14 protein-coding genes and 3 pseudogenes are annotated in these 22,918 nt (G+C 72.0%); 3 read left to right on the forward strand and 14 right to left on the reverse strand.

Annotation, left to right across the window (positions count from 1 at the left end):
- Positions 1-640: 640 nt before the first annotated feature.
- The 5 genes from ACVV2G_RS20140 to ACVV2G_RS20160 all read right to left on the reverse strand — a co-directional run bounded on the left by ACVV2G_RS20140 (position 641) and on the right by ACVV2G_RS20160 (position 6,437).
- Entirely contained in the window at positions 641-1,729 is a 1,089-nt protein-coding gene (locus tag ACVV2G_RS20140) for a branched-chain amino acid aminotransferase (RefSeq protein ID WP_453844115.1), read from the reverse strand.
- A gap of 261 nt (positions 1,730-1,990) precedes the next feature.
- Entirely contained in the window at positions 1,991-3,043 is a 1,053-nt protein-coding gene (locus ACVV2G_RS20145) for a 3-isopropylmalate dehydrogenase (RefSeq protein ID WP_453844116.1), read from the reverse strand.
- Positions 3,044-3,119: 76 nt separating this feature from the next.
- On the reverse strand, positions 3,120-3,251 hold the full coding sequence (locus ACVV2G_RS20150) for a hypothetical protein (RefSeq protein WP_453844117.1): 132 nt from the start codon (positions 3,249-3,251) through the stop codon (positions 3,120-3,122).
- Between the two features lie 515 nt (positions 3,252-3,766).
- Positions 3,767-5,407 (reverse strand): L-glutamate gamma-semialdehyde dehydrogenase, encoded by a 1,641-nt coding sequence (gene pruA / locus ACVV2G_RS20155; protein ID WP_453844118.1) that lies wholly within the window; start codon positions 5,405-5,407, stop codon positions 3,767-3,769.
- 49 nt (positions 5,408-5,456) lie between these two features.
- Entirely contained in the window at positions 5,457-6,437 is a 981-nt protein-coding gene (locus tag ACVV2G_RS20160; protein WP_453844119.1) for a proline dehydrogenase family protein, read from the reverse strand.
- A 143-nt stretch (positions 6,438-6,580) separates the two neighbouring features.
- Between ACVV2G_RS20160 and ACVV2G_RS20165 the strand changes: the two genes are divergently transcribed.
- The gene (locus tag ACVV2G_RS20165; RefSeq protein ID WP_453844120.1) at positions 6,581-7,807 is read left to right on the forward strand and encodes a PucR family transcriptional regulator; all 1,227 of its coding nucleotides are present in this window, start codon (positions 6,581-6,583) and stop codon (positions 7,805-7,807) included.
- Between the two features lie 457 nt (positions 7,808-8,264).
- Here the strand turns inward: ACVV2G_RS20165 and serA are convergent, their stop codons facing one another.
- The 6 genes and pseudogenes from serA to ACVV2G_RS20195 all read right to left on the reverse strand — a co-directional run bounded on the left by serA (position 8,265) and on the right by ACVV2G_RS20195 (position 18,354).
- Positions 8,265-9,854, reverse strand: a complete 1,590-nt coding sequence (gene serA, locus ACVV2G_RS20170) for a phosphoglycerate dehydrogenase (RefSeq protein WP_453844121.1) — start codon at positions 9,852-9,854, stop codon at positions 8,265-8,267.
- Positions 9,855-10,121: 267 nt separating this feature from the next.
- Positions 10,122-11,120 carry a ketol-acid reductoisomerase gene (ilvC, locus tag ACVV2G_RS20175; protein WP_453844122.1) on the reverse strand — a complete coding sequence of 333 codons (999 nt, stop codon included), beginning with the start codon at positions 11,118-11,120 and terminating at the stop codon, positions 10,122-10,124.
- 115 nt (positions 11,121-11,235) lie between these two features.
- Complete coding sequence (ilvN, locus tag ACVV2G_RS20180; RefSeq protein ID WP_453844123.1) at positions 11,236-11,760, reverse strand: acetolactate synthase small subunit; 525 nt, start codon at positions 11,758-11,760, stop codon at positions 11,236-11,238.
- A gap of 35 nt (positions 11,761-11,795) precedes the next feature.
- Positions 11,796-13,646: an acetolactate synthase large subunit gene (locus ACVV2G_RS20185; RefSeq protein ID WP_453844124.1), complete on the reverse strand. Its 1,851-nt coding sequence runs from the start codon at positions 13,644-13,646 to the stop codon at positions 11,796-11,798.
- 250 nt (positions 13,647-13,896) lie between these two features.
- Positions 13,897-16,988: pseudogene (locus ACVV2G_RS20190) on the reverse strand (putative bifunctional diguanylate cyclase/phosphodiesterase).
- 349 nt (positions 16,989-17,337) lie between these two features.
- Positions 17,338-18,354, reverse strand: a complete 1,017-nt coding sequence (locus ACVV2G_RS20195; RefSeq protein WP_453844125.1) for a 2-hydroxyacid dehydrogenase — start codon at positions 18,352-18,354, stop codon at positions 17,338-17,340.
- 75 nt (positions 18,355-18,429) lie between these two features.
- Between ACVV2G_RS20195 and ACVV2G_RS20200 the strand changes: the two genes are divergently transcribed.
- Positions 18,430-19,428, forward strand: coding sequence for an aldo/keto reductase (locus tag ACVV2G_RS20200; RefSeq protein WP_453844126.1), 999 nt, complete (start codon positions 18,430-18,432; stop codon positions 19,426-19,428).
- Positions 19,429-19,537: 109 nt separating this feature from the next.
- Positions 19,538-20,710, forward strand: a complete 1,173-nt coding sequence (locus ACVV2G_RS20205; protein ID WP_453844127.1) for a PQQ-dependent sugar dehydrogenase — start codon at positions 19,538-19,540, stop codon at positions 20,708-20,710.
- On the opposite strand, the gene ACVV2G_RS20210 is transcribed toward ACVV2G_RS20205, so the two are convergent.
- The 3 genes and pseudogenes from ACVV2G_RS20210 to ACVV2G_RS20220 form a co-directional block, all read right to left on the reverse strand.
- Positions 20,703-20,951, reverse strand: a complete 249-nt coding sequence (locus ACVV2G_RS20210) for a DUF6191 domain-containing protein (RefSeq protein WP_453844128.1) — start codon at positions 20,949-20,951, stop codon at positions 20,703-20,705. The genes ACVV2G_RS20205 and ACVV2G_RS20210 overlap by 8 nt on opposite strands.
- 37 nt (positions 20,952-20,988) lie before the next feature.
- Positions 20,989-21,939, reverse strand: a pseudogene (locus ACVV2G_RS20215) (helix-turn-helix transcriptional regulator); the annotation flags it as partial.
- 99 nt (positions 21,940-22,038) lie between these two features.
- Positions 22,039-22,892: pseudogene (locus tag ACVV2G_RS20220) on the reverse strand (IS5 family transposase).
- Positions 22,893-22,918 lie beyond the last annotated feature (26 nt).

A 22,918-nucleotide genomic window follows, 5' to 3' on the forward strand; every position in this document is an offset into this window, starting at 1 on the left:
CCGCGTATTAGAGCAGCACTCTAATCGGAGATCTCACGAGAGGGGAAGATAGACGGACAGACTTGACTGACGTCACATGGAACGTTGCTCTAAAAGCTGGGCAACCGTCGAGGGGGGCGGCCCTGCCGGGGGAACAGCGCGCGATCGACACCGGCCCCGAGGAGGAGCGCATCATGGGCCCAAGGGCCTCGTCACAATCCTGCTGGGCTCGAACCTCTGCCTCGGCGTGACCGGCGTCGTCCACTGCGGCGGCGTGCACGACGCCGACGCGCTCCAGATCTTCAACCGCCGGGCCCGGGACGGCGCCCACTGGTGCCGGGCCGGCGGGAACGTCCCGGCCAGGGCGGCCTGGGCGGCGGGCGCGGTCGTCGGTGTGCCGGCCGTGTCACTGCCCTCGTACCGAGGTCCGCTGCCGGCGTTCACCGGCGGGGCGGACTGCGGCTCCCTGCCGTCGAGGCCGGTCGGCGGGGTGGTGTACCTGCTGTGCACTCCGGGTGCCGTCGCGGTGACGGCACCCGGTGCGGGTCCGGCCGGGCCCGCTCCCCGGGCCGGCGGGTCTGCGGGCCGAGCGGCGGGCGGGCGTGGGCCGGGGATCGCGGGGACGGAGCGTCCGGCGAGGCCGGCGCCGCCCCCAGGTGTCTCAGACCAGCCGGTGCATCCACCCGTGCCGGTCCTCGGCGGTGCCCCGCTGGATGTCCAGCAGGGCCTGGCGCAGCCGCAGCGTGACCTCGCCGGTCTCGCCCCCGCCCTGCCGCCACTGCGCACCGGCGCGCTTGACCGTGCCGACCGGCGTGATCACGGCGGCCGTACCGCAGGCGAAGACCTCGGTGAGGGAGCCGTTCTCCGAGTCGCGCTGCCACTGCTCCACCGAGATCCGGCCCTCCTCGGCCTCGTAGCCGAGGTCGCGGGCGACGGTGAGCAGGGAGTCACGGGTGACGCCCTCCAGGATGGAGCCGGTGAGGGACGGGGTGACAATCCTGTTCCCGTACACGAAGTACAGGTTCATGCCGCCGAGTTCCTCGACCCACTGGTGCTCGACCGCGTCCAGGTAGCAGACCTGGTCGCAGCCCTTGGCGGCGGCCTCGGCCTGCGCGAGCAGGGACGCGGCGTAGTTGCCGCCGGTCTTGGCGTCGCCCATGCCGCCGGGGACGGCGCGGACACGGTCCTCGGAGACCCAGATGGAGACGGGCTTGACGCCGCCCGGGAAGTAGGCGCCGGCCGGGGAGGCGATGACCAGGAAGAGGTACTCGTTCGCCGGCTTCACCCCCAGGCCGACCTCGGTCGCGATCATGAAGGGGCGCAGGTAGAGGGACTCCTCGCCGCCGTGTGCCGGGACCCACCTCTCGTCCTGCCGCACCAGCGCGTCGCACGCCTCGACGAACGTCTCCTCGGGCAGCTCCGGCATGCCGAGCCGGCGCGCGGAGGCCTGGAAGCGCTGGGCGTTCTTCTCCGGGCGGAAGGTGGCGACGGAACCGTCGGGCCGCCGGTAGGCCTTCAGCCCCTCGAAGATCTCCTGCGCGTAGTGGAGGACCATGGTGGCCGGGTCGAGGGAGAGCGGACCGTACGGGACGAGCTGTCCGTCGTGCCAGCCGCGGCCCTCGGTCCACTTGACCGTCATCATGTGGTCGGTGAAGTGGCGGCCGAACCCGGGGGCGGCCAGAATCGCCTCGCGCTCGGCGTCGGCGAGCGGCGTGGCGGAGGGCTTGAGCTCGATCGTGGGCGTCGTCATGGGTTGATGTCCTTCACCGGTTTGATTATGACGGGCCGCTGTCACGCCCGTACGGCCGGTGGCCGGTGCCAGGACGTCCGAGCATTCCCTCATGTCGCGGCTTCGCGTTCGATTATCGCGCGCGGGTGGCGACGGGTGAAACGGGGTGAATGCGGTCCAGGGTTCGATGGTCGCACCTGGCGGACGCAGGAGAAAGCCGCCGGGCGCCTTGTTTCCGGACCCGGCGGCTTCGAAAGGGATTCGATCGAGTGGCGCGGCGGGTCAGCCGGCTACTCGTACGGCGAGCGCGTCGCCGATCTCCGAGGTGGAGCGGGCGGGCTTGCCGGCGCGCTCGCCGAGGTCGGCGGAGACCGCGTCCTCGATCCGGTTCGCCTCGGCGTCGTGGCCGACGTGGCGCAGCAGCAGGGCGACGGACAGGACCGTGGCGGTGGGGTCGGCCTTGCCCTGGCCGGCGATGTCGGGCGCGGAACCGTGCACCGGCTCGAACATCGAGGGGAAGTCGCCGGCGGGGTTGATGTTCCCGCTCGCGGCGACGCCGATGCCACCGGAGACGGCTGCGGCGAGGTCGGTGATGATGTCGCCGAAGAGGTTGTCGGTGACGATCACGTCGAAGCGCTCGGGCTGGGTGACGAGGTAGATCGTCGCCGCGTCGACGTGCATGTACTCGGTGGTGACCTCGGGGTACTCCGCGGCCACCTTGTGGAAGACGTTGGTCCACAGGTGACCGGCGAAGGTCAGCACGTTGTTCTTGTGGATCAGCGCCAGCTTCTTGCGCGGGCGGGCCTGCGCGCGGGCGAAGGCGTCGCGGACGACGCGCTCGACACCGAAGGCCGTGTTGACCGAGACCTCGGTGGCGACCTCGTGCTCGGTGCCCTTGCGGATGGTGCCGCCGTTGCCCGTGTACGGACCTTCGGTGCCCTCGCGGACGACGACGAAGTCGATCTCCGGCTGGCCGGCGAGCGGGGTGGCGACACCCGGCAGGAGTTTCGACGGCCGCAGGTTCACGTGGTGGTCGAAGGCGAAGCGGAGCTTGAGCAGGAAGCCGCGCTCCAGCACGCCGGACGGCACCGAGGGGTCACCGATCGCGCCGAGGAGGATGGCGTCGTGGGCCTTGAGGGCGTCGAGGTCGGCGTCGGTGAGGGTCTCACCGGTGGCGTGGTAGCGCCGGGCGCCGAAGTCGAACTCCTTGGTCTCCAGCTTCACATCCTGCGGAAGGACGGCGGAGAGGACCTTGAGACCCTCGGCCACGACCTCCTGGCCGATGCCGTCACCGGGAATCACTGCGAGATTGAGGATGCGAGAGCTTGCCGACATGCGCAGCACCCTACTCCTCGTCCCACGGGATGACATGAGGCGTCCGGCATGCGGACGCCTCCGGTGCGCGCCCCGGTCAGTGACCGGTGGAGCCGCCGTTGTCCCGGCGGTCGAGGGCGCGCTGGAGTGCGGCCGCGGCGTTCTTGCGGTCGGAGTCACCGGCAGGGGAGAGGTGGCGGACTCGGCGGCGGACGGTGGTCTCGGCCATGGGAATCGGCTCCTTCGGCACAGCACACGGAAGTGCGGAGAAAGGGGATCGCGACAGGCCGGAAGGGGCGGGAGGCGCGGTGTCGCAGGGGTTGCCTGCACGGGCCCGGCTCACGACCGCCCTCCACTCGATCGAGCGGGACGTTCGGCTTCTACAAAAGTAAGGGAGTGCGGAGCGTCTGTCTCCACCATTACTCGGACTTCCTACTATCTGAGACGGTGCACTGGGTCACACGGCTGCGACCTGCGGTGATGCCTCCGGCACGGCCCCGTCCCGAGCGCGTGCACGCCGCCGAGGGCGCGCTTCCGGTCCCCTCCGGCCCACTCCGGGCCCACGCTGGGTCCGCGCCGGATCCCCGCGAGATCCCCGCCGGGCCCACGCCTGGTCCGCGTCGGCGAAGTCGCCGTCGAGGGCGGGGCGGGGGCGGGGTCCCCGAGGGCCCGGGCGGCGCGCGGCCGGACACGCGGACGGGCCAGGTCCGGGAGGGACCTGGCCCGTGCGGCGCGGAGCGGATGTCAGCCCATGTGCGGGTAGGTGTAGTCGGTCGGCGCGACCAGCGTCTCCTTGATGGCGCGGGTCAGGGTCCAGCGCATCAGGTTCTGCGGGGCGCCGGCCTTGTCGTTGGTGCCGGAGGCACGGCCGCCGCCGAAGGGCTGCTGGCCGACCACGGCACCGGTCGACTTGTCGTTGATGTAGAAGTTGCCGGCCGCGTAGCGCAGCTTCTCCATCGTGTACGCCGCCGCGGCGCGGTCGCCCGAGATGACCGAGCCGGTGAGGGCGTAGTCGGAGACGGACTCCATCTGGGTCAGCATCTCGTCGTACGCGTCGGCCTTGCTGTCGTCGTAGACGTGCACGGCGAGGAACGGGCCGAAGTACTCGGTGCGGAACACCTCGTTCTCCGGGTCGGAGCACTCGACGACCGTCGGGCGCACGAAGTAGCCGACCGAGTCGTCGTAGGAGCCGCCCGCGACGATCGTGCAGGTGTCGTCCGCCTTGGCGCGGTCGATCGCGGCCTTGTTCTTGGCGAAGGACCGCTCGTCGATGACGGCGCCCATGAAGTTCGACAGGTCGGTGACGTCACCCATGGTGAGGTAGTCGACCTCGGCGGCGAACTCCTCCTTGAAGCCGTCGTTCCAGATGGACGCCGGGATGTACGCGCGGGAGGTGGCGCTGCACTTCTGGCCCTGGTACTCGAAGGCACCGCGGGTCAGGGCGGTCTTCAGCACGGCGCGGTCGGCGCTCGGGTGGGCGACCAGGAAGTCCTTGCCGCCCGTCTCGCCGACCAGGCGCGGGTAGGTGCGGTACTTGGCGATGTTGTTGCCGACCGTCTTCCACAGGTGCTGGAAGGTCGGGGTCGAGCCGGTGAAGTGGATGCCCGCGAGGTCGCGGTGCTCCAGGGCGACCTCGGAGACCGCGATGCCGTCGCCGGTGACGAGGTTGATGACGCCCTTGGGCAGCCCGGCCTCCTCCAGCAGCCGCATCAGCAGCACGGCGGCGTGGGTCTGCGTCGGGGACGGCTTCCAGACCACCACGTTGCCCATCAGGGCCGGGGCGGTGGGCAGGTTGGCCGCGATCGCGCTGAAGTTGAAGGGCGTGATCGCGTAGACGAAGCCCTCCAGCGGGCGGTGGTCCAGGCGGTTCCACACGCCCGGCGAGTTGGCCGGGGGCTGCTCGGCGAGGATGTTCCGCGCGTAGTGGACGTTGAAGCGCCAGAAGTCGACCAGCTCGCAGGGGCTGTCGATCTCGGCCTGCTGGGCCGTCTTGGACTGGCCGAGCATGGTGGAGGCGGCGATGGTCTCGCGCCACGGGCCGGACAGCAGCTCGGCGGCGCGCAGGATGATCGCCGCACGGTCGTCGAAGGACATCGCGCGCCACGCGGGGGCGGCGGCCAGGGCGGCGTCGATCGCGTCCTGGGCGTCCTGCTGGGTGGCGTTCGCGGAGGTGCCCAGGCGCGCCTTGTGGTTGTGCGGCTGCACGACGTCGAAGCGCTCGCCACCACCCATCCGCCGCACGCCGCCGATGGTGCAGGGCAGGTCGATCGGGTTGTCGGCCAGTTCCCTGAGCTTGGCCTCCAGACGGGCACGCTCGGGCGAGCCGGGCGCGTAGCCGTGCACCGGCTCGTTGACGGGGGTGGGGACCTGGGTCACAGCGTCCATGGGTTCCGTAACTCCTTTAACTGAGCGGGTTGTGCGAGCGGGTGCGGGCTCAGCCCTTGGTGACCATCGAGCGGGCGAAGAACCGGAGGTTGGCCGGCTTCTCCGCCAGACGGCGCATGAAGTAGCCGTACCAGTCGGTGCCGTAGGCGGTGTAGACGCGCATGCGGTGGCCCTCGGCGGCCAGCCGCAGGTGCTCGTCGCCGCGGATGCCGTACAGCATCTGGAACTCGTACTCGTCGAGCTTGCGCCCGGCGGTGCGGGCCAGCTCCTGCGCGATGGAGATCAGACGCGGGTCGTGGGACCCGATCATCGGGTAGCCCTCGCCCTCCATCAGCGTCCGCAGGATGCGCACGTACGCCTTGTCGGTCTCGTGGCGCTGCTGGTACGCGACCTCGGCGGGCTCCTTGTAGGCGCCCTTCACCAACCGTACGCGAGAGCCGTTGCCGGCGAGCCGGCGCGCGTCGGCCTCGGTGCGGAAGAGGTAGGCCTGGATGACGCAGCCGGTCTGCGGGAAGTCCTTCCGCAGCTCCTCGTGAATGGCGAACATCGAGTCGAGGGTGGTGTGGTCCTCGGCGTCGAGCGTGACCGTGGTGCCGATCGCGGCGGCGGCCTCGACGACCGGGCGGACGTTCCTCAGGGCCAGCTCGTGGCCGTCGTGGAACGCTGCCGCGGGTCCACGGGACCCTCCGTCGCGGGCGGTGGTGGGCGACGGGAGGGCCTGGCCGAACATGGAGAGCTTCACCGACATCTCGGCGCGGGTGCCGAGCCCCAGCGGTCCCAGCCGGTCGATCAGCTCCAGGTAGGCGTCGCGGGCGGCCTCGGCCTGCGCGGGGGTGGTGATGTCCTCACCGACGACGTCCATCGTCAGCTCCAGGCCCTGACCGGTGAGGTCCCGGACGATCGGCACGATCTGGTCGACCGTCTCGCCGGGGATGAACCGGTCGACGACCGGCCTGGTCACGGGCGCGGCCGAGACCAGGCGACGCATCCGGTCACTGCGCGACGCGGCGAGAATCACGGGACCCAGCACGGGGCACCTCCACTTACGACCAACACGAGGCCGCCAGCCCGACGCACGGGGGACGGCACGGAGAACCACCGTGAAATCTAAGGATGCCCCCGATCGTCGGCCATCGACAGCTGTCACGCATCCGCGCCGGAGTTCTCAGACAGATGTATGACGGTCCCGTCCACGTCCGGCAGAATGTCCGGGTGACGACGGATTCCCAGGGTGACTACCAGGAGCTGGTCGACGAGATCTCCGAGCTGCTGGGCGCGCCCGCGACCCTGGAGAACCGCGACTTCGAGCTGATCGCCTTCGGCGCCTACGACAGCGAGGGCGACCTCGACCCTTCCGCCCTGGACCCGGTGCGCACCCGCTCGATCCTGACCCGGCGCTCGACCGCGGCCGTCCGGGCCTGGTTCGAGGGGTTCGGCATCACCCGCGCGAGCGGGCCGGTCCGGATTCCGCCGACACCGGAGGCGGGGGTGTACCGGGGGCGCACCTGTCTGCCGGTACGGCACCGGGGTGTCGTCCTCGGCTACGTGTGGCTCCTGGACACCGACCCCGGCCCGAGCGAGCGGCAGCTGACGGCCGCCATGGCCGTCACCGCCCGGATCGGCGCGCTGCTCGCGGACGAGGCGCAGCACGGCGCCGACCTGAGCAGGGAGCTGAGGGCCGTGCTGACCGCCGAGCGCGACTGGCAGCGGGAGATGGCCGTGGCCGAACTGCGCACCGCCCTCGGCCCCCGCGCGGACACGCCCCACGCGGTGGTGTGCGTGGCCCCGTGGCCGTCGGCCGACCCCGACGACGCGCCCTCGGTCCGCACCGTGCCGGGGGCGACGGCGCTGTGCGCGGTGCCGTGGGGGGCGTCGGGCCAGTCACTGGCGCTGCTGGTCCGGCTGCGGTCGGCGGACGTACTGACCCCGGCGACGTCGGCGGCGGGGCGGCTGCTGGAGCGGGCGCGGGACGCGGGCGGGGGCGCCGGCGACACGGCGGCGGGGGTCTCCGCGCCGCGCACCGGGCTGGCCGAGCTGGGCGCCGCCTGGCGGGAGGCGTCGGCCGCGGCCCGGGCGGCGCGCGCCGAGAGCCGGTTCGCACCGGTCGCCGAGTGGACGTCCATCGGGGCGTTCCGCCTGCTGACGGCGCTGCCCGCGCAGGTCGCGCAGGATCCCGCCGTCCGGGTGCTGCTCGCTCCCGCCCACCGCGCACTGGCCCGCACCGCCGAGGTCTACCTCGACTGCGCGGGCCAGGCCGGCCGCACCGCCGCCGAGCTGGGCATCCACCGACAGACCCTGTACTACCGCCTCTCCCGCGTCGAGCGGCTCACCGGCCTCGACCTGGACGACGGGGAGGACCGGCTGCTGCTGCACATGGCGCTCAAGGCCTGCGCTCTGTAGCGACCTCGATCACCCGGTGCAGGCGCTCGGCGCGCTGCTCGCCCTCGGGGGCGGTTTCGGATCGAAGGTTCACTGCGCGATCAGCCCCGTCGTCAGGGTCACGTGGAACGTCCCCGTCCCCGGGGGTGTCCGCCCTCTCGTCCGACACGTTCTCCGCCCGCCCGCCCATGAGCAGGGGGCCGAGGCCGCGCCCGCCGCCACGGCGTCCCGAGACCCCCGCCCCCGGCCTCCGCCTCCGCCTCCGGCACCCTGCTGGAGATCGTGGTCGGTGAGGACGAGACCGCCGAGGTCGCCCGTCCGACGCCCCTGCGCCGGTCCGAAGACCCTGGGCGGCGCCCCGGCCTCGCCGCCGACCACGGAAAACGCCGGACGGGCTGGACATGCCGGCCCGTCCGGCGGGTGAGGACGATCCCGCTCGCGGGCGAACGGGGCCCGGGGGCGCGAGCCCCGGCTCACGTCATACCAGGTTTACCGACCGGGCCGACGTGGCCCCGATCTCCGCCGCGACCTCCGCCAGCACCCCGGAGGGCACCGTGTCGTCGACGGTCAGCACGGCCAGCGCCTCGCCGCCCACCGTCGCACGGGCGACCTGCATCCCGGCGATGTTGATGCCGGCCTCGCCGATGACGCGGCCGACGGTGCCGACGACACCGGGACGGTCCTCGTAGCGCAGGACCAGCATGTGGTCGGCGAGGGCGAGGTCGACGTCGTACTCACCGACGGCGACGAGCTTCTGGAGGTGCTTGGGGCCGGCCAGGGTGCCGGAGACCGACACCTCCTCGCCGTCCGAGAGGGTGCCGCGCACCGTGACGACGTTGCGGTGCTCCGGGGACTCCGAGCTGGTGGTCAGCCGGACCTCGACGCCGCGCTCCTGGGCGAACAGCGGGGCGTTGACGTAGGACACGGTCTCGTCGACGACGTCCTCGAAGACACCCTTGAGGGCGGACAGCTCCAGCACCTTCACGTCGTGCTGGGTGATCTCGCCGTAGACCTCGACGTCGAGGCGGACGGCGACCTCGCCGGCGAGCGCGGTGAAGATGCGGCCGAGGCGCTCGGCGAGCGGCAGGCCCGGCTTGACGTCCTCGGCGATGACGCCACCCTGGACGTTCACCGCGTCCGGGACCAGCTCACCGGCGAGGGCGAGGCGGACCGACTTGGCGACGGCGATGCCGGCCTTCTCCTGGGCCTCGTCGGTGGAGGCGCCGAGGTGCGGGGTGCAGACCACCTGGTCGAACTCGAACAGCGGCGAGTCGGTGCAGGGCTCCTTGGCGTACACGTCGAGGCCGGCGCCGGCGACGCGGCCCTCCTTGAGCGCCGAGTACAGCGCCTCCTCGTCGACGATGCCGCCGCGCGCGGCGTTGACGATGCGGACGCTCGGCTTGACCTTGCGCAGCGCCTCGTCGCCGATCAGGCCGAGGGTCTCGGGGGTCTTCGGCAGGTGGACGGTGATGAAGTCGGAGACCTCGAGCAGTTCGTCCAGCGACAGCACCTTGACGCCCATCTGCGCGGCCCGCGCGGGCTGCACGTAGGGGTCGTAGGCGACGACCTTCATGCCGAAGGCCGACATGCGCTGCGCGACGAGGGCGCCGATGCGGCCGAGGCCCACGACGCCGAGGGTCTTCTCGGCCAGCTCGACGCCGGTGTACTTGCTGCGCTTCCACTCGCCGTTCTTCAGCGCGGCGTTGGCCTGCGGGATGTTGCGGGCGGTGGCCACCAGGAGACCGCAGGCCAGTTCGGCGGCGGTCACGATGTTGGAGGTCGGGGCGTTGACCACCATCACACCGGCCTTGGTGGCGGCGGAGACGTCCACGTTGTCCAGACCGACACCGGCACGGGCGACGACCTTGAGCTTCTTCGCGGCGGCGATGGCCTCGGCGTCGACCTTGGTCGCGGAGCGGACGAGGATCGCGTCCACGTCGGCGATGGCGGGGAGCAGTTCGGCCCGGTCCGCGCCGTTGCACTGGCGGATCTCGAAGTCGGGGCCAAGCGCGTCCACGGTCGCGGGCGACAGCTCTTCAGCGATGAGTACGACAGGTTTCGAGCTCACGTGAGTCCTCACAAGTCCAATGCGGACGGCCGTCCCGACGGCCGCAGGCGGTGGAGGTTGGCTACCGCGTGGAAGACGCACGACGCTGTGGGCCTGACGCGTATGTTGGGCAGCAGTCTAGTGGCGTGACGGGGGTCGTCCTGCGCCTCTGCGGAAGGATCACCCGTCCGTGGCTGGACGGGATGGACAACGCCGCCGTGCACGGCGTTACCCGTGGTTCGCCGAAGGGGCCGGAGCGGCATGCTCCGGCCCCTTCGGGCGGGCGGCTTACGCCTCCTCGTCGACCCAGCTCATGAGCTTGCGCAGCTCCTTGCCGGTGGTCTCCAGGAGGTGCTCGGAGTCCTGCTGCTTGTACTCGTTGTACTTCTTCAGACCGCCGTGGTACTCGTCCATCCAGTTCTTGGCGAACGTGCCGTCCTGGATCTCGGCGAGGACCTTCTTCATCTCGGCCTTGGTGGCGTCGGTGATGATCCGCGGGCCGGTGACGTAGTCGCCCCACTCGGCGGTCTCGGAGATCGACCAGCGCATCTTCTCCAGGCCGCCCTCGTACATGAGGTCCACGATGAGCTTCAGCTCGTGCAGGCACTCGAAGTAGGCGATCTCCGGCTGGTAACCGGCCTCGGTGAGCGTCTCGAAGCCCGCCTTGACCAGCGCGGCCGTGCCTCCGCACAGAACGGCCTGCTCGCCGAAGAGGTCCGTCTCGGTCTCCTCGGTGAAGGTCGTCTTGATGACGCCGGCGCGGGTGCCGCCGATGCCCTTCGCGTACGACAGGGCCAGCGCGAAGCCGTTGCCCGTGGCGTCCTGCTCGACGGCGGCGATGCAGGGAACGCCGCGGCCCTCCTCGTACTGACGGCGCACCAGGTGGCCCGGGCCCTTCGGGGCGACCATGCAGACGTCCACGCCGGCCGGGGGCTTGATGAAGCCGTAGCGGATGTTCAGGCCGTGGCCGAAGAACAGCGCGTCGCCGTCCTTCAGGTTGTCCTTGATGTGCTCCTCGTAGACCTGGGCCTGGATCGGGTCCGGGACGAGGACCATGATCACGTCGGCCTCGGCGGCGGCCTCGGACGGGCTCACCACGCGCAGGCCCTGCTCCTCGGCCTTGGCCTTGGACTTGGAGCCCTCGTGCAGACCGACGCGCACGTCGACGCCGGAGTCGCGCAGCGACAGGGCGTGGGCGTGGCCCTGGCTGCCGTACCCGATGACCGCGACCTTGCGGCCCTGGATGATGGACAGGTCGGCGTCGGCGTCGTAGAACAGCTCGGCCACTGGGTTCTCTCCTTGTGTGCAGGTGTCGCGTCCCACCGTATGCCGGTGGGGGAGGGGAAGTCTCGGGGTCTCGGAATGCGGGCGGCCGGACCGGGCCGGCCGCCCGTTTCCGTCGTTATGCGGACCGGTCGAGGGCGCGCAGCGAGCGGTCCGTGATCGAACGGGCGCCGCGGCCGATGGCGATCGTGCCGGACTGGACGAGTTCCTTGATGCCGTACGGCTCCAGCATCCTGAGCATGGCGGACAGCTTGTCGCCGCTGCCGGTGGCCTCGATGGTGACGGCCTCCGGGGAGACGTCGACGGTCTTGGCGCGGAAGAGCTGGACGATCTCGACGATCTGGGAGCGCGTCTCGTTGTCGGAGCGCACCTTCACCAGGACGAGTTCGCGCTGGACCGCCTGGGTGGGCTCCAGCTCGACGATCTTGAGCACGTTGACCAGCTTGTTGAGCTGCTTGGTGACCTGCTCCAGCGGGAACTCCTCGACGCTCACCACGATGGTGATGCGGGAGATGTCGGGGTGCTCGGTGACGCCGACGGCGAGCGAGTCGATGTTGAAGCCGCGGCGGGAGAACAGGGCGGCGATCCGGGCGAGGATGCCGGGGGTGTTCTCCACCAGGACGGAGAGCGTGTGCTTGGACATGGTCTGCTTCCTCTGCTTGAAAGTCCTGACGGCTCTCAGTCGTCCGCGTTGTCGCCGAAGTCGGGGCGGACGTCCCGGGCGGCCATGATCTCGTCGTTGGAGGTGCCGGCGGCGACCATCGGCCAGACCATCGCGTCCTCGTGGACGATGAAGTCGACGACGACGGGGCGGTCGTTGATGGAGTTGGCCTCCTCGATGACCTTGTCGAGGTCGGCGGGGTCCTCGCAGCGGATGGCGTAGCAGCCCATGGCCTCCGACAGCTTCACGAAGTCGGGGACGCGGGTGCCGCGGGCCTGCGGGTTGACGTCGTCGGGCCCGGAGTGCAGCACCGTGTTGGAGTACCGCTGGTTGTAGAACAGGGTCTGCCACTGGCGGACCATCCCGAGGGCGCCGTTGTTGATGATGGCGACCTTGACCGGGATGTTGTTCAGGGCGCAGGTGGCGAGTTCCTGGTTGGTCATCTGGAAGCAGCCGTCGCCGTCGATCGCCCAGACGGTCTGTCCGGGAGCGCCGGCCTTGGCGCCCATGGCGGCCGGGACGGCGTAGCCCATGGTCCCCGCGCCGCCCGAGTTCAGCCAGGTCGCGGGCCGTTCGTACTGGACGAAGTGCGCGGCCCACATCTGGTGCTGGCCGACGCCGGCCGCGAAGATCGTGCCCTCGGGCGCCAGCTGCCCGATGCGCTCGATGACCTGCTGCGGGGAGAGCGAACCGTCCTCGGGCTGGTCGTAGCCGAGGGGGTAGGTGTCGCGCCAGCGGCTGAGGTCCTTCCACCAGGCGCTGTAGTCGCCCCGGTTGCCCTCGCCGTGCTCCTTCTGGACGGCCTGCACCAGGTCGGCGATGACCTCGCGGGCGTCGCCCACGATCGGGACGTCGGCGGCGCGGTTCTTGCCGATCTCGGCCGGGTCGATGTCGGCGTGGACGATCTTGGCGTGCGGGGCGAAGCTGTCCAGCCTGCCGGTGACGCGGTCGTCGAAGCGGGCGCCGAGGGCGACGATCAGGTCGGCCTTCTGCAGCGCGGTGACGGCGGTGACCGCACCGTGCATGCCCGGCATTCCCACGTGCAGCGGGTGGCTGTCGGGGAATGCGCCGAGCGCCATCAGGGTGGTGGTGACGGGCGCTCCGGTGAGTTCGGCCAGGACCTTCAGCTCGGCGGTGGCCTGTGCCTTGAGGACGCCGCCGCCGACGTAGAGGACCGGCCGCCTGGCGGCGGTGATGAGCTTGGCGGCCTCGCGGATCTGCTTGGCGTGCGGCTTGGTGACCGGGCGGTAGCCGGGCAGGTCCATGACCGGGGGCCAGGAGAAGGTCGTCTTCGCCTGGAGGGCGTCCTTGGCGATGTCGACGAGGACCGGGCCGGGGCGGCCGGTGGAGGCGATGTGGAACGCCTGCGCGATCACCCGGGGGATGTCGTCGGCCTTGGTGACCAGGAAGTTGTGCTTGGTGATCGGCATGCTGATGCCGACGATGTCCGCCTCCTGGAAGGCGTCCGTGCCGATCGCCTTGGAGGCGACCTGGCCGGTGATGGCGACCATCGGCACGGAGTCCATGTGCGCGTCGGCGAGCGGGGTGACCAGGTTGGTCGCGCCGGGCCCGGAGGTCGCCATGCAGACCCCGACCTTGCCGGTGGCCAGCGCGTAGCCCTCGGCCGCGTGGCCGGCGCCCTGCTCGTGGCGGACCAGGACGTGGCGGACGCGGGTGGAGTCCATCAGCGGGTCGTACGCCGGGAGGATGCAGCCACCGGGAAGGCCGAATACCGTGTCGGCGCCGACCTCCTCGAGAGAGCGGATGAGGGACTGCGCGCCCGTGACGTGCTCGGGGGCGGACTGTCCTCCGGATCGGGGCCGCGGCTGCGGGTGAGGGGCCCCGGTGGCCTGCTCGGTCATCGGCATTCTCTTCTCGATGCTGAGGGTGGTGATGCTGAGGTTTTTGCGAGGTTTCAGGCGGTGCGTGGCGGTTGTCCACGGGTGCTGATGCAACAAAAAACCCCTCGTGCCGTAGGGCAAGCGAGGGGAGCGCGCCGGGTGTGGGTCGCTGGGAGTCCGGGTCGGTCCGGACGTCACCAGCTCAGCCGACGCGCTTTCCAAGTACGAGAATTCGGGTGCGCATGGCACTGACCCTCCCCCCGGCACGCATCCACTGTCAAGTGGGTGGGACAGGAGTCTCATTATGTGAGCGGAGGGTCGTGCCACCCCTCAGGACGGCCGGCCGGCCGGACGTGATCCCGCCCGCGAAGGCCGGTTCGGCCGGTCCGTGCGGCACCGGGTAGCGGCCGGTGCCGAGCGCCCTGCGCAGCCGGTACTCGTCCAGCGGCCCGGAGAACGCCATGCCCTGTCCGTACATACAGCCCATCGCGCGCAGGGCGACGATCTGTTCGGGCAGATCCACCCCGTCGGCCACGGACGTCAGCCCGAGGTCGGTGGCGATGCGCAGCAGTCCACTGGTGATCTTGTGCAGCCGTGCCGACTCGACGACGCCCTCGACCAGGCCACGGTCGAGCTTGAGGACGTCCACGGGCAGGCGCCGGAGCGCGGTGATCGCCGCGTAGCCGCTGCCGAAGCCGTCCAGGGCGATGCGTACGCCCACCCTTCGCAGGGCGTTGAGCCTGCGCTCCAGCTCGTCCAGGCCGACCCGTGGGTCGATGTCCGACAGCTCGATCACAAGAGAGCCGGGGGCAGTCCGTGCCGGGTCAGCAGGGCCTCCACGGAGCCGAGCGGCAGGGAGCGGTCCAGCAGCCGGCGGGCGCCGACGCGTACGGCCGCCGCCACCGGGAGTCCGGCAGCCGCGCGGGCGGCGGCCTGCTCGACGGCCTCCTGGAGCACCCAGCGGTCCAGCTCCGCCGTTTTGTCGCCCTCCTCGGCCACCCGCAGGAACTCGGCGGGGGTGAACAGCACTCCCTGCGAGGAGCGCCAGCGCGCCTGGGCGCAGACCGACGTGATCCGTCCGTCCGTCAGCGCGACCACCGGCTGGTGGAGCAGCGCGAACTGGCCGTCGTTCAGCGCGGCCCGCAGGCGTGTGGCCAACTCGGCCTTGCGGACCACGTCCTGCTGCATCTGCGGCCGGTACAGCTCGACGCGCCCCTTGCCGCCCGCCTTGGCGCGGTACATCGCGAGGTCGGCGTTGCGCAGCAGCTCGCCCGCGCCGAGGCCCGGTTCGGCGAAGGCGACGCCGATCGAGGCGTTGACGCGGACATCGTTGCCGTCGATGAGGTAGGGCTGCGAGAGGGTCGTCCTGAGGCGGTCGGCGAGTTCCACGATGTGGCCTTCGCGGGCGGTGCGGTCCCGGGCGCCGTCGCCGACGATCAGGGCCGCGAACTCGTCGCCGCCCAGCCGGGAGGCGGTGTCGCCCTTGCGGACGGACTCGTGGAGTCTGCGGGCGGCCTGGATCAGCAGCTCGTCCCCGGCCTGGTGCCCGATGGTGTCGTTGACGGCCTTGAAGCCGTCGAGGTCGATGAAGAGCACCGCCGTACCGCGCAGGGCGGCGCCCCGGTCGGAGGCGCGGCGGCCGGACAGGGCCTGCTGGACGCGGCGGGTGAACAGGGCGCGGTTGGGCAGGTCGGTGAGCGGGTCGTGTTCGGCGTTGTGCTGGAGCTGCGCCTGCAGGCGCACTCTCTCGGTCACGTCCCGGCTGTTGAAGATGAGGCCCCCGTGGTGGCGGTTGACGGTGGACTCGACGTTGAGCCAGCCGCCGTGCCCGGAGCGGAAGCGGCACTCGATGCGCGTCGTGGGTTCCTCGACCGGGCTGGCCGCGAGGAAGCGGCGCACCTCGTGCACCACGCAGCCGAGGTCCTCCGGATGGATGAGCCCGGCCAGTTCGCTGCCCACGAGTTCCTCGGCGGGACGTCCGTAGACCCCGGCGGCGGCCGGGGAGACGTAGCGGAGGATGCCGTTGGGTGCGGCGATCATGATGACGTCGCTGGAGCCCTGCACCAGGGAGCGGAAGTGGTTCTCCTTCTGAGCCAGTTCCTGGGTGAGGGTGATGTTGTCGAGCAGCATGATGCCCTGGCGCACGACGAGGGCGAGCACCACGGTGCCGCCGGTCAGCAGGACCACGCGGTCGACGCTGCGGCCGTTGAGCACGTTGTAGAGAATGCCCAGGGTGCAGACCGCGGCGGCGAGGTACGGCGTGAGCGCGGCCAGGGAGCCCGCGATGGGCCGGGCGGCCGGATAACGGCCGCGCTCGCCCCCGGACGGCGCGGGTTCGGCCGTGCGGCCGGATACGGACGCGGGTCCGGGTCCGCGTCCGCGTCCGGAAGCGGACCCTTGCTCGGCCGGGTGCCCGTGTCCGGACGCGGGCCCGTGCTCGGCCGGGTGCGGCGGCTGGTGGCCGGTGCCGCGCTGGCCGGGCACGTGCTCGTGCACCACGCGCGTGTGCCCGCCGGAACCCTCCTCCGGCGAGGACCGCTCGCGCCGGGACGCGGCCCAGGGGGCGTACGCGAGCAGCAGGGAGCCGGCGAACCAGCCCGCGTCGAGCAACTGGCCCGACCGGTAGCTGCCCCGCATCAGCGGTGAGGTGAACAGGGCGTCGCACATCACCGTCAGGGCGAGCGCGCCGATGGCGGTGTTCACGGCCGACCTGCCGACGGGCGAGCGCCTGAAGTGCAGCGCGAGCACCATGCTGACGAGGGCGATGTCGAGCAGCGGGTACGCCACCGAGAGCGCGCTGTGCGCCACGCTGGAGGCACCCTCAGCCCTGGCCGCCTGGGCGAGCGCCAGACTCCACGCCAGCGTCAGCAGCGAGCCGCCGATCAGCCAGGCGTCCAGGCCGAGGCAGATCCAGCCGGCCTTCGTCACCGGCCGCTTGGCCAGCACCAGCAGCCCCACGATGGCGGGCGGCGCGAAGCACAGGAAGAACAGGTCGGCGTAGCTGGGACTGGGCACGGGCTGACGCAGGACGACCTCGTACCACCCCCAGACCAGATTGCCCATGGCCGCCATCGCCGAGGAGCAGGCGAACAGGAGCCACGCGGGCCGGAAGCGGACACGGCGCCCGCGCGCGTAGAGGAAGCAGGAGACGGCGGCGGCGCCCGCGGCGGCGCTCAGTCCGAAGTCACCCATGATCTTGGCGACGTGGTCCGAGCCCCAGCCGAGCGCGGACCCGACGGCGTAGGCCGCGCAGACCAGGGCCAGCACGAGCTGGCGGACCAGGGCGGGCCGGCCGACGGCGGCCGGCGGCCGGGGCGGCAGCGGTCCGGGCGGGCACTGCGTCCGCGGCCTGCCGTCCAGCGTGGGCATGGGGGGTGACGGGCTCACCGGCACCTCCCGGTCGGCGCCGCTGTCGTGCCCCGCGGGGCACGGTGGACCGGCAGGCCCGGCCTCCTGCGGCCGCCGTGCCGATGCCGATGAGGGCCGTGCCGGCCGTCATGGCCGCGGTGGCGACCGGGTCGGCCCCGTTTGTGCGCGGTCGTGGTCGTGCACCAGGGTCGCCGGCGGCGGCTCCGCCGCGTCGGGTCGTTCGTCCATAGGCCGTACATCGCCCGTCGCCCCCCTCACAGTTGAGCTGTCCATCCCCGGCGCCGAACGGTGCGCGGCGCATCCCCTGTCGGACGATACACCAGGATCGTCACTCAGGGACATAGGGTCTCTACGCTCCGTGACGACCAGGGGATATACGGGTACCCGACGCGCCCGGAAGGTTGCGCAGGGTACCGGAACCGGATGACGCGCCTGTCGTCAGGATCACGTTGCGCAGCGGCTCCCGGTTCACGAAACGGTGCAACTGGTCCACCAGGAGCCGCTTCGCGCGCGGCAGGAAGGCCGAGGTCGGTCCTCCGGCGTGCGGGCTGACGAGCACGCCGGGAGCCTGCCACAGGGGGTGGCCCGGCGGCAGCGGTTCCGGGTCGGTCACGTCCAGGGCCGCGGTGAGGCGCCCGCTCTCCAGTTCGGTGAGCAACGCCTTCGTGTCGACGACGGGGCCGCGTGCGACGTTGACGAGCAGGGCGCCGTCCTTCATCCGGGCCAGGAAGTCCGCGTCGGCCAGGCCGCGGGTGGCGTCGGTGAGCGGCGTGGAGAGGACGACGACGTCCGCCTCCGGCAGGAGGGCGGGGAGGTCCGTGAGCGGATGCACCGGGCCGTGCGCCGCGGTGCGCGCGGAGCGGGCGACGCGCACCACCGGCGCGACCTCGAACGGCACGAGCCGGTCCTCGATGGCGGCGCCGATCGAGCCGTACCCGACGATGAGCACCTTCCGGTCGGCGAGGGCGGGCCGCACCCCGCCGAGCCACTCGCCCCGGTCCTGGGCCCGGACGAAGTCGGGGACGCCCCGCAGCGACGCCAGTATCAGGGTCAGGGCGAGTTCCGCGGTGCTGGCCTCGTGGACACCGCGCGCGTTGCACAGCCGTACGCCCGCGGGCAGGTGCGCCAGCCCGGGCTCCACGTGGTCGATGCCGGCGGAGAGGGTCTGGACGACCCGGACGGAGCGCATCTCGGGCAGCGGGCGCACGCCGATCCCGCCGGGCTTCATGTAGGGGACGACGTAGTACACGCAGTCGGCCGGGTCGGCGGGGAAGGCCTCCTCGCCGTTCCAGTGGCGGTAGGCCGGGCCCTCGGGGAGGCCCTCGATCTCGTCCGGCGGGATGGGCAGCCACACGTCAGCAGTCATGGTCAGGAGGCTATGTCAGGGGCTCGAAAGGCAGAGGTTAGGTTGGGTGGCCTGACGAGGGAGGGTCACGACCAGGTGGAGCGCAGGACGATCGGCGCGACGGCGCTCGCGGTGGGGGCCGTCGGACTGGGGTGCATGCCGATGAGCTGGGCCTACAGCGCGTCGCGGCAACGGGGGGACGAGTCGGTCAGGGCGGTGCACCGGGCCCTCGACCTGGGCGTCTCCCTGCTGGACACGGCGGACATGTACGGCCCGTTCACCAACGAACTGCTGCTCGGGCGGGTGCTGAAGGAGCGACGGTCCGACGCCTTCGTGTCGACCAAGGTCGGTCTGCTGGTGGGCGACCAGCACATCGTGGCCAACGGGCGCCCCGGCTATGTGCGGCGTGCCTGCGACGCCTCACTGCGCCGGCTGCAGACGGACGTCATCGACCTCTACCAACTGCACCGCGCCGACCCCGAGATACCCGTCGAGGAGACCTGGGGCGCGATGGCGGAGCTGGTGCGGGCCGGGAAGGTCAGGGCGCTCGGACTCTGCGCGCTCGGCGCGCGGTCGGCCCGGCGCCCCGGGGCGCGGCTGCACGACACGACGGTCCGCCAGCTGGAACGGGTGCAGCAGGTCTTCCCGGTGAGCGCGGTCGAGGCCGAGCTGTCGGTGTGGTCGCCGGAGGCGCTGCGGACGCTGCTGCCGTGGTGCGTCTCGCGCGGCGTCGGCTTCCTCGCCGCGATGCCGCTGGGCAACGGCTTCCTGACCGGCACGCTCACCCCCGGGCAGGGCTTCGAACGGGAGGACCTGCGCGCCCGGCACCCGCGCTTCACCGCCGAGATGATGGCCGCCAACCAGCCGATCGTGGCCGGGCTGCGCCGGATCGCGGCCCGGCACGGCGACGGGGTCACGCCGGCGCAGGTGGCGCTGGCCTGGGTCCTGGCGCAGGGACGGCACGTGGTGCCGGTGCCGGGGACCAAGCGGGAGCACTGCGTGGGCGAGAACGCGGGGGCGGTGGAGCTGCGGCTGACCGAGCGGGATCTGGCGGAGGTGCGCCGGCTGCCGGCCGCGCAGGGGTCGTGGGAGTGACGCGCCCGGCCGGGCGCCGCCGGGTCCGCGGGTTCGGAGTTCACCGATCGGGAACTCGTGGGGACGCGTGCGGCGTATGACAGGCAGAACCCGTCGCGTCGAAGGGACCATGACCGTGCAACGTCGAGCCTTGCCGACCGTGCTGGCCGCCGCAGCCCTGCTGCTGACGGCCGGCTGCTCCTCCTCCGGCGACGGGGAGGCGTCGGGCGCGGAGGGCGGCTCCTCCCCCGGTCGTACGGCGGCGCAGTCGTCGCCCCCGGGATCGGCCGCCGAGGAGACACCGCCCGCCAAGGGCTCCGTGAAGGTGTCCCGCACGGTCGCCACGGGGCTGAGAAGTCCCTGGGGTCTGGCCCCGCTGCCGGGCGGCGACCTGCTGGTCTCCTCCCGCGACGAGGCCACGCTCACGCGGGTGGACGAAACGTCGGGCGAGAAGACCGAACTGGGCGAGGTGCCCGGGGTGTCCCCGTCCGGCGAGGGCGGCCTCCTCGGCATCGCGCTCTCCCCCGACTACGCCTCGGACCGGATGGTCTACGCGTACTTCACCTCCGCGTCGGACAACCGCATCGTCCGCATGCTGTACGACGAGAAGAAGCCGCCCGGCGAGCAGTTGGGCGCGCCGGACACGGTCTTCAGGGGCATCCCCAAGGGCGTCATCCACAACGGCGGCCGGATCGCCTTCGGCCCCGACAGAATGCTCTACGCGGGCACGGGCGAGAGCGGTGACACGGGCCTTTCCCAGGACAAGGAGTCCCTCGGCGGCAAGATCCTGCGGATGACGCCGGACGGGGAACCGGCGCCCGGCAACCCCTTCCCCGACTCCACGGTGTACTCGTACGGCCACCGGAACGTGCAGGGGCTGGCCTGGGACGACAAGCAGCGGCTGTTCGCCGCCGAGTTCGGCCAGGACACCTGGGACGAGCTGAACGCGATCAAGCCGGGCGACAACTACGGCTGGCCCGAGGCCGAGGGCAGGGGCGGCGGCTCCGGCTTCCACGACCCCCTCGCCCAGTGGGCCACCGACCAGGCCTCCCCCAGCGGCGCCGCGTACGCCGAGGGCTCCGTGTGGATGGCGGGGCTGGGCGGTGAGCGGTTGTGGCGCGTCCCGCTGAAGGGCACGGAGGCCGCGGCCGACCCGCAGGCGTTCCTGGAGGGCGAGTACGGCCGGCTGCGCACGGTGGCGTCGGCGGGCGGCGGCAAGCTGTGGCTCGTGACCAGCAACACGGACGGCCGGGGCGACGCGAAGGACGGCGACGACCGGATCCTGGAGCTGGAGGTCACCTAGGCCGCGCCGCCCGGTCCTCGCCGATTGCCTCGTCGCGCCCGGGCCGCGGTCTTTCGGACGCAACGGTTTTGGTGTCCTCGGGACGAGGCAGGTGGACGACGACCTTGCCCGAGGTGAGGTCGATCGGGCCGTGGCCGGGGTCGCCGTCGCCGACGTCCTCGCGGGTCAGTTCGAGACGGTTCTGCTCGTCGCGGGTGTGCTCGCGGCCGGGGGAGAACAGTTCCTCGAACGCGTGGAACACGGAGCCTCCGTCCGTCGGCGTCCCTCGAGCATAGACGTCACCGCGCGGAACGGGACGTGAGCCGCTGCGCCGGGAACAGCGCCAGCCGGTGGGCCACCGCCGCCGCCTCGCCGCGGCCGGAGACGCCGAGCTTGGCGAGGATGTTGGACACGTGGACGCCGGCCGTCTTCGGGGAGATGAAGAGTGCCTCCGCCCTCTGGCGGTTGGTGCGGCCGTCGGAGACCAGGCGCAGGACGTCGCGCTCCCGGCTGGTGAGCCCGAGGGCCTCGGCCGGATCGGCGGGGGCGGCGGACCCGGCCGTGCGCGGCGGGGGCGTGAGGCGGGCCCGCTGAGCGAGCAGCTCGACCGCGTCGGCCAGCGGGCGGGCACCGAGGTGGTCGGCGACGGCGCGGGCCAGGCGGAGCAGTTCGGCCGCGCGGGCGCGCTCGTCCTCGCCGCCGGCTTCCAGGAGAGCGCCGGCCAGCCGGTGCCGGACCCGGGCGAGTTCCCAGGGCCGCTCCAGTCGCTCGAAGGCGGTGACCGCGTCCGCCCACGGCTCGGGGGCGTCCCGGCCCTCGGCACGGCGGAGTTCGGCCCGGACCCATTTCTCGTGGGCGAGCCAGGTGGGGGCGCCGGTGGTGAGCGACTTGGCGGCCCGGGCGATGCGGTCGAGGATCCCGGCACGCCCCTGCTCGGCGGCCGGCAGTCCCCGGGCGTCGGCCTCGGCCTCGGTGGCGGACAGCAGCAGGGACCAGCCGTAGCGCTGGGTGCCGGGCGGGAAGCCGGAGTCCAGGACCCGGACGAGTTCGGCGCGGGCGTCGAGGACGCGGCCTTCGGCGGCGGCGAGGCAGAGCGTGAGGGTGGCCAGCGGCAGCTGGTACTGCGGCATGGTGTCGTGGGTGCCGCAGGCGGCGCGGGCCTGCGCGAGCTGACGGGCGGCCTCGGTCGTCTCACCGCGGGCGAGCGCGACGGTGGCCCGTCTGAGGGCGGCGCCGGCGCGTGGCGCGGCGCAACCTTCGTCTCCCAGGGGGGTCCGCCACATCGGGCAAGTTCCGCATCCTGGAGCGGCGGGCGGGACCTCAGACGTGCGTGAGGGGTCTTAGAGGTCCTAACAAAGCCGCTGGACGTGGCGGTGGGTGATCAGGCAGACGGCGAGGCCCAGGAATGCTTCGTGGATGTCGTCGCGTCGTTCCCAGCGGATGCGCAGGCGGCGGAAGCCGTGGAGCCAGGCGATCGTGCGCTCAACGACGTAGCGGAAGGTGCCCAGGCCGGTGCCGTGCGGCTCGCCTCGCTTCGCGATCACGGGGCGTATGCCTCTCTGCCAGAGCAGGCGGCGGTACTTGTCGTGGTCGTAGCCGCGGTCGGCCAGCAGTGCATCCGGGCGCCGGCGCGGCCTGCCGACCCGGCCCGCGACGGCGGGAATCTTGTCGAGCAGCGGCTCGAGTTGGGTGACGTCATTGCGGTTGCCGCCGGTCAGCGACACCGCGAGCGGGATGCCCTGGCCGTCGACGATGAGGTGGTGTTTGCTGCCCGGCCGTGCGCGGTCGACCGGGCTGGGCCCGCTTTTGGGCCCCGTCGGGCGGCCCGCACATGCGAGGAGTCGATCACCGCCCGTTCCCAGTCCAGCTGGTTCTTCGACCGCAGCTCGTTCAGCAGCAGCTGGTGCAGCTGGTCCCAGACGCCGGCCTCGTTCCAGGCCGCAAGGCGCCGCCAGCAGGTCATGCCCGAGCCGAAGCCGAGTTCCTGGGGCAGGTACTCCCACTGGATTCCGGTGTGCAGGACGAAGAGGATGCCGCACAGGGCCTGCCGGTCTGGCACCCGCGGTCTGCCCTCGGCCTTCTTCGGACCCGGCTGCGGCAGCAACGGCTCGACCAGCGACCACAGTTCGTCCGACACGATCCACGGCCGCGACTGACGGTTTCCCATGCCCAGACATACGGGCAGAGCGGCCGACAGCCTCATGATCAGCAGCTTTTGTTAGAGCCAGT

The organism is Streptomyces sp. JK94 (assembly GCF_053613315.1).

Excerpts from the sequence above, each read along its gene's own strand:
- ACVV2G_RS20140 (WP_453844115.1), bottom strand. The coding sequence starts at position 1,729 with ATGACGACGCCCACGATCGAGCTCAAGCCCTCCGCCACGCCGCTCGCC.
- ACVV2G_RS20145 (WP_453844116.1), bottom strand. The coding sequence starts at position 3,043 with ATGTCGGCAAGCTCTCGCATCCTCAATCTCGCAGTGATTCCCGGTGAC.
- ACVV2G_RS20150 (WP_453844117.1), bottom strand. The coding sequence starts at position 3,251 with ATGGCCGAGACCACCGTCCGCCGCCGAGTCCGCCACCTCTCCCCTGCC.
- pruA (WP_453844118.1), bottom strand. The coding sequence starts at position 5,407 with ATGGACGCTGTGACCCAGGTCCCCACCCCCGTCAACGAGCCGGTGCAC.
- ACVV2G_RS20165 (WP_453844120.1), top strand. The coding sequence starts at position 6,581 with ATGTATGACGGTCCCGTCCACGTCCGGCAGAATGTCCGGGTGACGACG.
- ilvN (WP_453844123.1), bottom strand. The coding sequence starts at position 11,760 with ATGTCCAAGCACACGCTCTCCGTCCTGGTGGAGAACACCCCCGGCATC.
- ACVV2G_RS20185 (WP_453844124.1), bottom strand. The coding sequence starts at position 13,646 with ATGCCGATGACCGAGCAGGCCACCGGGGCCCCTCACCCGCAGCCGCGG.
- ACVV2G_RS20195 (WP_453844125.1), bottom strand. The coding sequence starts at position 18,354 with ATGACTGCTGACGTGTGGCTGCCCATCCCGCCGGACGAGATCGAGGGC.
- ACVV2G_RS20205 (WP_453844127.1), top strand. The coding sequence starts at position 19,538 with ATGACCGTGCAACGTCGAGCCTTGCCGACCGTGCTGGCCGCCGCAGCC.